Annotated in this window: 10 protein-coding genes and 1 pseudogene; 3 read left to right on the top strand and 8 right to left on the bottom strand. The window is 44.0% G+C overall.

Translation table 11 applies throughout. From position 1 onward, the window contains the following. The 3 genes from ABUA34_RS12075 to ABUA34_RS12065 form a co-directional block, all read right to left on the bottom strand. The coding region (locus ABUA34_RS12075) for an SDR family NAD(P)-dependent oxidoreductase (RefSeq protein ID WP_349823389.1) at positions 1 to 387 on the bottom strand (387 nt) is incomplete at its 3' end. Positions 388 to 641: 254 nt separating this feature from the next. Continuing rightward, complete coding sequence (gene galT, locus ABUA34_RS12070) at positions 642 to 2,150, bottom strand: UDP-glucose--hexose-1-phosphate uridylyltransferase (protein ID WP_349823388.1); 1,509 nt, start codon at positions 2,148 to 2,150, stop codon at positions 642 to 644. A 218-nt stretch (positions 2,151 to 2,368) separates the two neighbouring features. Then, positions 2,369 to 3,658, bottom strand: coding sequence for a galactokinase (locus tag ABUA34_RS12065; protein WP_015534589.1), 1,290 nt, complete (start codon positions 3,656 to 3,658; stop codon positions 2,369 to 2,371). 415 nt (positions 3,659 to 4,073) lie between these two features. Between ABUA34_RS12065 and ABUA34_RS12060 the strand changes: the two genes are divergently transcribed. After that, positions 4,074 to 4,964, top strand: coding sequence for an AraC family transcriptional regulator (locus ABUA34_RS12060; RefSeq protein WP_349823387.1), 891 nt, complete (start codon positions 4,074 to 4,076; stop codon positions 4,962 to 4,964). 185 nt (positions 4,965 to 5,149) lie between these two features. On the opposite strand, the gene ABUA34_RS12055 is transcribed toward ABUA34_RS12060, so the two are convergent. Together ABUA34_RS12055 and ABUA34_RS12050 are read right to left on the bottom strand one after the other, a co-directional pair. Beyond that, on the bottom strand, positions 5,150 to 5,401 hold the full coding sequence (locus ABUA34_RS12055; protein ID WP_022217014.1) for a hypothetical protein: 252 nt from the start codon (positions 5,399 to 5,401) through the stop codon (positions 5,150 to 5,152). Positions 5,402 to 5,414: 13 nt separating this feature from the next. Beyond that, positions 5,415 to 6,242: a C39 family peptidase gene (locus tag ABUA34_RS12050; RefSeq protein WP_055147448.1), complete on the bottom strand. Its 828-nt coding sequence runs from the start codon at positions 6,240 to 6,242 to the stop codon at positions 5,415 to 5,417. A gap of 197 nt (positions 6,243 to 6,439) precedes the next feature. Between ABUA34_RS12050 and ABUA34_RS12045 the strand changes: the two are divergent. Next, positions 6,440 to 6,784, top strand: a pseudogene (locus ABUA34_RS12045) (helix-turn-helix domain-containing protein); the annotation flags it as partial. 321 nt (positions 6,785 to 7,105) lie between these two features. On the opposite strand, the gene ABUA34_RS12040 reads toward ABUA34_RS12045, so the two are convergent. Continuing rightward, positions 7,106 to 7,726 (bottom strand): flavodoxin family protein, encoded by a 621-nt coding sequence (locus ABUA34_RS12040; protein ID WP_015534585.1) that lies wholly within the window; start codon positions 7,724 to 7,726, stop codon positions 7,106 to 7,108. 121 nt (positions 7,727 to 7,847) lie between these two features. Next, positions 7,848 to 8,702 carry a helix-turn-helix domain-containing protein gene (locus ABUA34_RS12035; protein ID WP_022217017.1) on the bottom strand — a complete coding sequence of 285 codons (855 nt, stop codon included), beginning with the start codon at positions 8,700 to 8,702 and terminating at the stop codon, positions 7,848 to 7,850. A gap of 293 nt (positions 8,703 to 8,995) precedes the next feature. Between ABUA34_RS12035 and ABUA34_RS12030 the strand changes: the two genes are divergently transcribed. Next, complete coding sequence (locus ABUA34_RS12030) at positions 8,996 to 12,448, top strand: glycoside hydrolase family 2 TIM barrel-domain containing protein (RefSeq protein ID WP_022217018.1); 3,453 nt, start codon at positions 8,996 to 8,998, stop codon at positions 12,446 to 12,448. Positions 12,449 to 12,585: 137 nt separating this feature from the next. Here the strand turns inward: ABUA34_RS12030 and ABUA34_RS12025 are convergent. Then, a partial coding sequence (locus ABUA34_RS12025; protein ID WP_349823386.1) for a phosphoribosylanthranilate isomerase occupies positions 12,586 to 13,149 on the bottom strand: 564 nt, incomplete at its 5' end.

Here is a 13,149-nt window from a genome sequence, read left to right as displayed (position 1 = left end):
GCCGTATACTGTAGCTGATGATGAGAAGATGATGTTCTTGCATCCGTTCTTTCTCATAACCTCGCACAGATTAAGAGTTCCTGTGATGTTGTTCTGATAGTACTCAAGTGGCTTTACAACTGATTCACCAACTGCCTTGAGTCCTGCAAAATGTATTACACAGTCAGGCTTCTCATCTGCAAATATCTTGTCCATAGCTTCCTTGTCAAGGATATCTGCCTTGTAGAATGTGAGATCCTTTCCTGTTATCTCCTTGATTCTGTCGACTGCCTTCTCGCTGGCATTGTAAAGGTTGTCGAGAATTACTACCTCGTAGCCTGCATTAAGCAGCTCAACACATGTATGACTTCCTATATAACCTGCTCCGCCTGTTACCAAAATTTTCATAATGTTTTCCTCCTTTATGATACTGTGACTCATAACCATCTGCCAGACACCTGTGCTTTTGGGGGCACTGTTAATGTCTTGCGCAAATGTCGATCACCAGTTTATAAACATTTTTATTTTGCAATGACGTTTTCTCCAACACTATACCACTACATCCTGTTATGCACAATAAAATGTGGCATTAATAAATATTAGTTATGGAATACGTCTATCACAGATACACATATATTATTGCATTTTTAGTGCACACTATATTACTGTGCATTCACATAATCTACGAACTTGAGGAATGCAGCCTTTCCGGCCTCATCTCTCTTGTAAACGCCTGCACACTCAAGGATCTTTGCGAATACATCGCCGATCTCATCCTGAAGTATCTTGTGTACGTTATCCGCATTTATATCGTACTTTCCAATGAAAGTCTGTACCCAGTCGTAATGCTTTGCTATATTCTCGTGGGCCTTGATGTCTCCACCTGCCACAAGAACCTCTGCAAGCTCTTCCATCTCGCCCTTGAGTCTTGCAGGAAGCACCGCAAGTCCCATAACCTCGATGAGTCCGATGTTCTCCTTCTTGATGTTGTGGTACTGCTCCCATGGATGATAAAGTCCAAGTGGATGCTCCTCTGTGGTGATATTGTTACGAAGGACTAAGTCCATCTCGTACTTGCCATCTCTCATCCTTGCGATAGGAGTGATGGTGTTGTGTGGCTCGCCGTCTGTCTCAGCGAATATGTACGCATCCTCATCTGTGTAACCTCTCCATGCACCGAGGATCTTGTCAGCAAGATCTATGATCCTGTCCGGATTCTCTCCGTCAAGTCTTATGACTGACATAGGCCACTTCACGATTCCTGCCTCAACGTCCTCATATCCTGCAAATGTAATCTTTGTCTCAACAGGTGCCTTTGTCATGGCAAATGTATAACGTCCGCCCTGGAAGTGATCGTGTGTGAGGATAGATCCACCTACTATAGGAAGGTCTGCATTTGATCCTAGGAAGTAATGTGGGAACTGTCCAACAAATGAAAATAGTTTCTGGAATGTAGCCTTTTCTATCTTCATAGGGATGTGCTGTCCGTTGAACACGATACAGTGCTCATTGTAATATACATATGGAGAATACTGGAATCCCCACTTGCTACCATTTACCTCTATAGGGATGATCCTGTGGTTCTCTCTTGCAGGATGGTTGATCCTTCCCGCATATCCCTCGTTCTCCATACACAGCTGGCACTTTGGATATGATGACTGTGACATGGTCTTGGCAAGGGCGATCATCTTCGGATCCTTCTCAGGCTTTGAAAGGTTGATGGTGATGTCGATATCACCATACTCTGTAGGCTTTACCCACTTGATATCCCTTGCAACTCTGTATGTTCTTATATAATCTGTCGCTCTGCTGAGCTTATAATAGAAGTCTGTTGCCTCCTCTGGGGACTTTGCATACTTCTCTCTGAATGTCTTTATGATCTGGCTTGGCTTTGGAACCAGCGCATTCATGATCTTCGTGTCGAACAGATCTCTGAGGACAACTGAATTCTCTGCGATAAGTCCATTCTCAACTGCGTAATCCAGAATCCCCTTGAGACACTCCTCAAGTTTTTCCGGTGTATCTATAGCTGGCACCTCACCCGGCTCCTCGTAGCTGTCCTTCTTCAGCATCTCGAGGATGGTGTTGGTCGTATATATTCTATCCTCTTCCTCTATCAGCTCATTTGCAATTCCGTACTCAACAAGCTGCTTGATATTTGTATCTATCATGGTTGTAACCCTTCTTTCTCATTACTATCTCTACATTTCATTTCCCTAAACGAGGCGGGAACACCAGCCATGCAAAATTTGCCTTGTCTGGTATCGCCCCCTCCCTAGGGTCGGCGGCAGTCCGTCGGTGCCATGCGATATGCGTCTCCGACACATGGGCACCTCCTCGGCAAATGGCTGGTGCTACATCACAATTTCCCTTCGGAAAATTGTGACATCTACTCAACTACTTTGATTCCGCCGTAAGGTCTTACCTTGAGGACGTGGCATGCGCCCTCTCCGAAGATCGACTCTATGTTCTTCTTGTACTCAGCAACAGCCGCATTCTTGACAAATGCCTGGATGGTTCCGGCAAATCCGCCGCCGTGTACTCTGCACACACCATCCTCGCCGATGAACTTCTCTGAGAATCCAAGTGCTATTGATACGTTCTGTGTGAGTGGATCCTTTGCGCTGTATATATTCTGAAGAAGCTTGAATGATGAATCTCCGCTTCTCTTTATAACATCGAGGAAATGGTCAAATTCCTGATTCTCAAGTGCTGCAACACCCTCTGCAACTCTGTCCTGCTCTGTGTAGAAGTGAAGCGCACGAAGGACTGCTCTGTCATTCACCTTGCCGCTGGCTCTCATCTCACCAACCTTGCTGATGAAATCCTCCTCTGAAACTCTGCTGAGGAGTTCCTCGCCGAAGTAATTTGCAACCTGCTTCATCTCTGCAGGGATTGCTGCGTAGTCGTCTGTGAGGTCTGCATGTGAACCCTTTGTGTCAACGATACACAGGCTGTACTGGTGAGCCTCAAAGTCAACTGGGACCTGCTTGATGACAGGATTAGCCTTGTCGAAGAAGTCGATATATATAAGTCCTCCGACTGCACATGCCATCTGATCCATAAGTCCGCATGGCTTGCCGAAGTATACGTTCTCTGCGTACTGTCCTATCTTTGCAACATCAACTGATGAAACCTTCATGTCATTGTAGAGGCCTGAAAGGATAGTTCCTATAAGGCTCTCAAATGCTGCTGATGATGACATTCCTGCTCCCATGAGCACATCGCTTGTCACAAATGCTGTGAAACCGCCTACCTTGAATCCGTAGTCTCTGATTCCTGCAACAACGCCCTTGATAAGCGCTGTTGTTGTTCCCTCAAGTGCAGGATCCTGCTCGATATCATTTACATTGATAACTTCCTTAGGCATATCGTCTGACACAAGCTCGATCACGCCGTCCTCTCTAGGTGCCACAATTGCTATGGCATCAAGGTTGATCGATGTAGCAAGTACATGTCCGTTCTGATGGTCTGTATGGTTTCCACACACCTCGCTTCTTCCAGGAGCGCTGTAGATAGCAACCTCCTGATCTCCGAATAACTCTGTAAATTTATCAAGAGCTTTTACATATCTTTCCCTGTTGTATGGGATCATATCCTTGTCGAGATAGATCTGTGCAAGCTTCTCGTCAAACTCTCCACCTGCGATAATTTCCTTTAATTCTGCGATTTTCTTCATTGTCTGTAACTCCACCTTTCTCCATCTTTTTATATTTTTTTCTTAATGTCCGTTATTTTGTTGTCCATATTGCGCACATTTTCTGCGCTACGCCGTTGCGCTTCTTGCTTTGTGAATATAATTCTATAACAATATACAGATTTTGAACATGGCATAGCGTTGCAAATATATGTCCATTTGTTAGATTGTTTTTCTGGCGGAACATATTATTGTATGGATAATCCGGTTGAATGTATGTTATACTCTTATATATTATAATGAGAGAACGAGTTCATATGCCTTCATTACAGAAACGTTCAGATCTTATAAATTTAGAACAGTACGAGAATCTGTATATGGACTTTGCCAAAATCTCCTGAAGATTATCAGATCAATTTATGAAGTTACTTTATTAAGAAAATGCGGAGTTTGTAAAATGGAAAATAAGATTGTTATGGAATTCCCCCAGGAGAATGATACAGACCTCTACCTGAATGTGTTCGGACACTCAATAACCGAACCGCTGCACAAGGCAGGGCCTGCGGTCAAAACATTCTACCTTATACATTTTGTACTTGAGGGGGAGGGCGACTTCTATGTGAAGGGAGCCCACTATCATTTGAAAAAGGGTCAGGGCTTCCTCATTGAACCTGACACCCCCGCCACATATATATCGGACGAACACCATCCATGGCGTTATGTATGGTTCGGTTTCTCGGGCAGATGCGCCCACGACACGCTGAGCAGTATCGGGCTCACCCAGAACCAGCCTATATTCACCTGCGAGGATGGCGACAAACTGAAAAAGTACGTATTTGATATGCTTGCTCACAACACCTCGGATCACGCAGATCACTTCAGGCTCATGGGCATGCTCTACCTCGCTCTGTCTGTCATCGCAAATGCACAGAAAGACAAGCTGGAGACTCCATCGGGAAATGCCTACGTAAACCACGCCATCTCCTACATTCAGAACCACTACAGTATGCCTATGAAGGTGGAGGAGCTGTCGGATTACGTAGGCATCAACAGAAGCTATTTCTCTGACCTGTTCAAGCAGTACACCGGGATGAGTCCTGTGAAATACCTGCAGAATTTCCGCATAACAAAAGCCCAGCATATGCTTACCATATCTGAGCTTTCTATAGAAAGTATTGCATTTTCATGCGGCTACCAGTCCGCCGAGGCTTTCCACAAGATTTTCCGCAAGACCACCGGCATGTCGCCTAATGCCTACCGGCAGGAGAAACGCCAGAGAACCATCTCCAGCCAGGAGACCATGAACAACAACCGGCCGGATTATATTGATACAGATGATGATTTTTAAAATTATCTCCAGTGGCAAAGGCACCAGACATTATTACTGTATGCTAACCAAAAGTAAATCAATGCCATCAGCATATTCTTCTAAAAATCAGCAGGCGTCTGTGTGCAAAATTCTCCAATATGGTGAGCCTGTGATCGTCATCTGTGATATTACAGAATATAAGTGCTGACACATATTACAAATTCCTACTTTCTTTTCCACCAAATTATAATCATAATAATAGATGCACATACGCACAATCCCCCTACAGCAAATGCCACAACAGCTATTTCCTGCCACATTTGTGCATTATACAATTCTACCCCCGTAACTATTATGCAAATACCTAATAATGCCATTGCCGTAATCACCAAAGGCATCTTTTTAGTCGCTATACCAACTATTGATACAAGGACTGCCACAACTCCGATGGCAGCCACAACAATTGCCATATTCATATTTTCTTCTCCTCTACTTCTTTTTTGACGGAACCTTTATCGATGTTTGACACGCGACATAGCTCGCACCAGTATTTTTCATTGCTATGTATCTTGTTGTGGTACTCCAGCCATCGTGGACCACCAAAAACGTATACACCTTTCCCGTTCTCATATTCTTATATTCCTTATAACCTACCACTGCAACAGTATGATTATAATAGTATCCATTTGCAATAGAAAACATACAAGGATTTCCACTGTCAATTTGTTTCTTCAAAGTTGAATATGTCCACATATAGTTACTGTTTCCAGTGCCTGAAGAATAACCAAATCCCTTTTGCCACGTCCTTTTCACCAAGTTATTATTTTTATTAACTGGCAATCCCCTTTTCTTTGTATAGCCAACATCTATCGCGCACTTTTTTACTATATCATACATCTTGTTATTATCTTTTGGTATTTTATTATATCCCTGTGTTCTATAATATTTTAATATATTATAAAATGCTGTCAACGTACAATTATTATTTCCTCCTAAAGAATTACATTTTGTATTTCCAATGCCCGGCAATATTTTCGAGCTTTTTAGGCTATAAACATCTGTCTTTTTACCAACATTCTTTTTCAAATAACTTACAGGATTTTCTATCGCCGAATTAACTTTCGGATTGTTCTTACCTCCAACAAATTTATTAGCATTTAATATTTTATCGATTTCTTTTTGACTTTTCCCAATTAAAATATTATTATCTGTATTAATTTTGTTTGATGTTCGTCCATTATATTTATTTTTTCCCTCTTTTCCATATGCCTGCTGTGAACTTTCTACAGGCACTTCCGCCCCATAAACTTTAATCACTGTAATTTTTTAAAAATTAACGGAGCATATAATAGCCAACATTACCAGAATTAGTCTTATTTTTTTCATTGTGTTTTATCCCCCTCTTTAATTATATATAAGTTCAGATCAACCTAGTTTGTAATTCAATAATGTAGTATATCTATATTGATGTCAACAAATTATTTTGCTAATATGTTCAGTTACAACAACATCTCTATATGCCAATGAAGGTGGAGGAGCTGTCTGACTACGTTGGAATCAACAGAAGCTATTTCTCCGACCTGTTCAAGCAGTACACCGGGATGAGTCCTGTGAAATACCTGCAGAATTTCCGCATAACAAAAGCCCAGCATATGCTTACCATATCTGAGCTTTCTATAGAAAGTATTGCATTTTCATGCGGCTACCAGTCCGCCGAGGCTTTCCACAAGATCTTCCGCAAGACCACCGGCATGTCGCCTAATGCCTACCGGCAGGAAAAACGCCAGAGAACCATCTCCAGCCAGGAAACCATGAACAATAACCGGCCGGATTATATCGAGACGGACGACGAGCTGTGATCTTTACAAGGCCACAGCTCGCTTATCATTTTGACATATTCTATTTATCATAAGCACAATATAAACGCAATTACATGAATCACCAGATCATTGTCGGATGCCACATTATCAGCAATAACAAACACAAACCAAATCTCCTTTGAATCAAACGCATTTATATTTTAAAAAGTGTTAGCAGTAGAATACTTACCATTTCCATACCTTGACTATAGTTCAAGAGATTACATATGTAATCTCTCTTTCTACCATTAACACTATGTTCTGATTTAGGTTAAACTCAATCTTTGTCATTTGCTTCACGATATTATAATCTTTACTAATTTATCTTATAAAGTTCGTCTGGTTGCCTCTCTCCGTGTCAGGGAGTGCAACACCTGCTGCCTTGCCGGCTTCAAAGCATTTGAGCATCCATGCAAGGTTCTTAGCAAGATTCCTCATGGTCTGCATACCCTCCGCATCCAGCTCAGCCTCTCCAGGCACGCGTCCGTGTACAAGATTCCAGTATGTAGAGCCAGCCACCGGCATCTGTGATATTCCAAAGTATTTATTCATCACATCGAATGATGCTGATGTTCCGCCACGTCTTGCAACTGCCACAGATGCACCCGGCTTGAATGCAAATGCACGGCCGCTGCTGTAGAATACTCTGTCAAGGAATGACTGCACACGTCCGCTTGGATGAGCATAGTATACAGGTGTTCCAAATACCAGTCCGTCTGCTTCCTTTGCCTTGGCAACGAACTCATTTACCTTATCGTCATCAAACACACAGCCTTTTTCCGTACACTGTCCACAGCCTATGCAGTCTCTCAGTGGAGCTGCTCCGATCTGGAATATCTCATAGTCTATCCCCTCTTTCTTGAGCTGCTCGCCTACCTCGTAAAGTGCACGGTATGTATTGCCCTGCGGCTTCGCGCTTCCATTCAACATTAAAACCTTCATGTTCAGTTCCTCCAATCAACAATCATTTATATCTCATTTAATATGTAACTGCCCGTCACACACACAGCAGTTTCTTCTATATTATATATACACTTATTGATAAATTTTTTCCAGTTATTTGTCAATGTCTGATCGACTTCCTGTACTCCATAGGAGACATTCCTTTTTCTTTTTTAAACACCCGGCTAAAGTAAAGCGGATTATCGTATCCAACTATCTTTGCTATCTCTGTCATGTTGTAGTCCGAGCTCTCGAGAAGCATCTGGGCGTTAGCTATACGCTTTGACATGATGTACTGTGTGGGCGTGGTTCCGATGCGCTGTCTAAAGTTCCGTATGAACCAGCTCACGCTCATGTTGTGCATGCTTGCATAGTCCTCCACAAGTATTCCCTCGTTATAATGCTCACTAAAATATGCCGCCGCACGGTCCATCTCCTCTGCCATGGCCGACACAGTTTTGGAATCATCCTGCCCCTGCTGCCTGTGAGCTGAGATAAGCATCTGTCTGAATATGTATTCCAACATCTCCTCATAGTCATCCCGGCAGAGCTGTAGCTCCTGTATCATTTGCCTGAACAAAATTCTGTACTCAGCATGGTCTCCACCATAGAACATATTCACATCGTCATTTATTCCGTATCGCCTGAGTGTCTGCTTCACCTCTCCCCCGGTAAAATGCACCCAGAACACCTCCGTGTGTTCGTCTCCGTAATACACATACCGTTGCATCTGTCTCGGCCTGTATATCACCATGCTTCCGGGACAGGCGATCACATCCTGCCCATCTATCTCAAAATGTGCCTTTCCCGCCGCCACATATATGAGCTGATAATCCTTACGCCCCTTAGGTCTGTAGGTCGTAAACTCTTTCTGTGTATACAGCTTGTACGTTCCGCAGCTTGTGACTATGAGCGGTCTGCTCTTGTCCACTATGTCGAGCAGTGAGTTGTGAAGATATGCTGAGTTTGTATACATGTGTGGCTCCTTTCTATATGGCAAATCACACTATTATTTCACTATTTTTACACTATTTTGAAGCGTGTGCAGACACATCCTGTATGCTTTATACTTTTTCTTTTGTCTGTTCAGAGACTTCACCCTGCAAGCGGACTTGCAGGGTGCGGTGTATCCGCCTTATAAAACTAGAATGTGCATATTTTGTCTCATTATATGTATGGACTTTTCATGTGCCGTTATCTTATAATATATCTAACAAACGACGAATATACAACGTTTTATATATTAAATTAACCACAGGAGGTATTGTTATGATCATTCCGCGTCACTACGAAAATCTGCATATTCTGCACGAGAACACCATGCCGGATAGGAATTACTATATTCCTGCTGGGAAGGCATACAGCACATCCCTTGATGCAAGGGATCACTCGGACAGAGTACAGTTTCTGAATGGAACCTGGAAGTTCCGCTACTATGACAGCATTTATAAGCTTCAGGACGAATTCCACAGTGAGGGATATGATATATCCGGTTTCGATGATATTCCGGTTCCATCAGTATGGCAGATGCACGGATACGACTATCACCAGTACACCAATGTCAGGTATCCATTTGCATTTGACCCACCTTATGTTCCAAAGGACAACCCATGCGGAGCATATGTGACCGACTTCGACTACGATCAGAACGAGGACGCGCCACTCGCGCACTTGAACTTTGAGGGTGTAGATTCCTGTTTCTATGTATGGCTCAACGGCAGGTATGTTGGCTACAGCCAGGTATCCCATTCGACCAGTGAATTTGACATAACCGAATTCATAAGAAACGGCTCCAACAGGCTCTGCGTGCTGGTTCTCAAATGGTGCGACGGAAGCTATCTTGAGGATCAGGACAAGTTCCGCATGAGCGGTATTTTCAGGGATGTATATATCCTGAAACGCTCTGAGGGTGCTGTATACGACTATTTCATAAAGACCAGCTGTGACGATATAAAGGATCCAACTAAGGCAGATGTAACCATAGACTTCACAGCATTTACAGAATATTCCTGCGTTGAAGACCGTTTTTCATCAAAACCGGAAACAGTGGTTGATAAAGGCGCTGATTCAAATGTTGATATTGAAGTTACTATTCTGGACGCCGATGGCAGCATATGTTCATCAGGCTGTGTAAAATGTGAAATTTCCGCTCAGAGCGATGCCAATACCAATGCAGACGAAGGCAAAACCGCAGCCAGCTCCAGCAGCATTACTTTGTCGATCGACTCCCCTGTGCTGTGGAATGCAGAAAAGCCATATCTCTACACTGTCATCATAAGATGCGCCGGTGAGGTCATCACTGACAGGATAGGAATCAGGGAGATAACGATAGAGAATAAGATCGTGTACATCAACGGCATGCCGATCAAGTTCCATGGAGTGAACAGACATGATTCCGACCCTGTGACCGGTTTTACGATCAGCAGAGAACAGATCATCAGGGATATGTCTCTCATGAAGCGGCACAATGTCAACGCCATAAGGACAAGCCATTATCCAAATGTTCCTTATTTCTATGATCTCTGCGACGAATATGGATTCTATGTGATAGACGAGGCTGACATAGAGGCACATGGTCCAAGTGAATTGTTCTATTCTGATAATAATTGGGATAACAAGGCAGCAAGGTGGAATGAGCCGATCGCCAACAATCCTGAATTCTGTGAATCCATTCTTGACCGCATCAGGCGCTGCGTCATCAGGGACAAGAACCGTGCCAGCGTGGTCATCTGGTCCATGGGAAATGAAAGTGCTTACGGCGTGACATTTGAGGAGGCTCTGGCATGGGTCAAGTCCTATGACAGCTACCGTCTCACCCACTACGAGAGTGCCCAGTATACAGACGGCAAGAGAAAATACGATTACAGTAATCTGGATCTCTACAGCAGAATGTATCCATCCATATCCGAGATGGCTGAATATATAGATGGTGATGGCGACAAGCCTTACATCCTGTGTGAATATTGTCATGCCATGGGCAACGGCCCTGGAGATCTGGAGGACTACTTCCAGTTCTTCGACAGCCATGAGACCACCTGTGGCGGTTTTGTATGGGAGTGGTGCGACCACGCCATATACAGGGGCAAAGCGGCAAACGGCAAGGATATGTACGCCTATGGTGGAGACAGCGGTGAGACTATCCACGACGGCAACTTCTGTATGGACGGTCTGGTGTATCCGGACCGCAGACCACACACAGGACTTCTTGAATTCAAGAACATCAACCGCCCGGTAAGGATCACTGGATATGATGAGACAAATGGAGTTTTGACTCTGCACAACTACATGGATTTCACTGACATCAAGGACTACCTCACAATGAGCTACGAGGTTATGCGAGATGGTCAGGTTGCCGCATCCGGGGATATCGACACGCCTTCCATAGCTCCTCACAGTGTCGGAACTATCCGCCTGAGCCCTGTTACAAATATACAGAAATCATTGTCAGACTTATATGCAGCAAGTCATGCTGACATTTCTGGCAGCTCAGATGTTACTGATCGTTCAAGTGTTGTTGAATGTTCAGATGTCGCCGATTGCACAAAAGATATTATTACACACAGAATGTTTCTCCGTGTGATATATAAGGCAGCTTGTGACAGTGCATTCGTAAAGAAAGGTGATGTGTTGGGATTTGACGAGATAGAACTTGCCACACAAAAACAGAACGCAGACAAGGTCCTGGATAAAGCATCGTCTTTGGACAAGGCGCAGAATTTGGCGGAACAATATCTGACTACTCAGGATACAGCTTCTGCCCATCTTCATGTATCGGAAAGCGACACAGAATTTGTTGTCAGCGGAAGTAATTTTGAATATATATTTGACAGGAACACAGGAAACTTTACGGACATTGTGGTTGATGGTCAGGAACTTCTATCTGCACCATGCGACAAGACTATCTGGCGCGCACCTACGGACAATGACAGAAATATAAAGAACGAGTGGTTAAGAGCCCACTATGACATGATATCCGAGAGGACATATGAGACTGGCTGCATTATAAAAGATGGATGTGCCGTGATATCGTGCACGTCAAGCCTCTCAGCACCAACGGTACAGCCTGTTCTGAGGATAAACGCTGAATGGATAATAACACCTGAAGGAACTATAAAATCAAAAATGCATGTAAAGAAAAATGCTGAATTCCCTACGCTCCCAAGATTTGGCGTGAGGATGATTTTGAGAGAAGATATGCGAAATGTAAATTATATCGGTATGGGTCCATATGAAAGCTACGCAGATAAGCACCATGCAAGCTGGCATGGCTCATTTTCTGCATCCATTGACGAGATGCACGAGGACTATATCATGCCACAGGAAAATGGAAGCCACTTTGACTGTAGCCTTGTTCAGGTCAGTGCCCCTGGAGCAAGCGACGAGTCTGACAGGAATAGCTCCGACAAAAATAACTTTGTCAACGGTTCATCATATCAGAGCATTTGCAATGCGCAGACAGCCGAAACGATCGCAGCTACAACAGCCCACAGCATAACCGTGACATCCGCTGTGCCATTTTCAATGAACGCCTCGCCTTACACCGCAGAGGAACTCACAGTGGCAACCCACAACTACGAGCTGCCAGAGAGTGACAAGTCCGTCCTGTGCATAGACTATCGCCAGAACGGAATCGGCTCCAACAGCTGCGGCCCCGAGCTTGATGAGAAATACAGATTTGACGAGGATGAGTGGGAATTTGGATTTACCATGCACGTGAAATAGATACAAAATTATCGCTAAATTAAGTTTATCTCATGAAAAAGGACAAAGTCTCCAAACTTTGTCCTTTTTTCCGCTTATATGAGTATTTAGATACAATTTTGTATCTTTTTCACCATTTTGACTGTGATTAGCGAGAATCAATTATCAGATTTACCCGAAATCTGCCAAGCAGCGGTATTCCTCTTCATCCGGCGCATCTTCTCCGGATCCTTGCCCGATTTTTGGACGCCACCTACCACATCGTACTCTATGCCAGATGACACATCGACTACGTCAGGATGCACCTGCTCTATCGCCCGCCGCACATTGTCCGGCGTGAGACCTCCGGCAAGCACAAACAGCCTTCCATCTCTGTCGATATCCGTCAAACTGTTCCAGTCAAATGTCTTGCCACTTCCAGGTTCACCGGCATCGAACACATAACCTGCAACATTCGAAAGGCTTTGATAATGTGGGTACATATCCATATCCTTCACATTGAACGCCTTCCACACAGGCAAATGCGCACTCTCTATAAGCTCATCGCTGGTCTGTCCATGAATCTGTATCACATCAAATCCCAGCTCACCTATCTCCGCTATCTGCTCCGCATCCGGGGATACCACCACTGCAACCTTCTTCACATCTTTCCTCAGTTCTTCAAGCAACCTGCGCGCAGTCTCCACGCTGACATTTCTCTTTGACTTTGGGAAATACATCAC

The organism is Coprococcus sp. RTP21428st1_C9_RTP21428_210409, from assembly GCF_040227395.1.
Lineage (GTDB): Bacteria > Bacillota > Clostridia > Lachnospirales > Lachnospiraceae > Coprococcus > Coprococcus aceti.
The sequence above is the reverse complement of the archived record's forward strand: the minus strand, read 5'-3'. Positions and strand labels throughout refer to the sequence as shown.

Excerpts from the sequence above, each read along its gene's own strand:
- galT (WP_349823388.1), bottom strand. The coding sequence starts at position 2,150 with ATGATAGATACAAATATCAAGCAGCTTGTTGAGTACGGAATTGCAAAT.
- ABUA34_RS12065 (WP_015534589.1), bottom strand. The coding sequence starts at position 3,658 with ATGAAGAAAATCGCAGAATTAAAGGAAATTATCGCAGGTGGAGAGTTT.
- ABUA34_RS12060 (WP_349823387.1), top strand. The coding sequence starts at position 4,074 with ATGGAAAATAAGATTGTTATGGAATTCCCCCAGGAGAATGATACAGAC.
- ABUA34_RS12055 (WP_022217014.1), bottom strand. The coding sequence starts at position 5,401 with ATGAATATGGCAATTGTTGTGGCTGCCATCGGAGTTGTGGCAGTCCTT.
- ABUA34_RS12040 (WP_015534585.1), bottom strand. The coding sequence starts at position 7,726 with ATGAAGGTTTTAATGTTGAATGGAAGCGCGAAGCCGCAGGGCAATACA.
- ABUA34_RS12035 (WP_022217017.1), bottom strand. The coding sequence starts at position 8,702 with ATGTATACAAACTCAGCATATCTTCACAACTCACTGCTCGACATAGTG.
- ABUA34_RS12030 (WP_022217018.1), top strand. The coding sequence starts at position 8,996 with ATGATCATTCCGCGTCACTACGAAAATCTGCATATTCTGCACGAGAAC.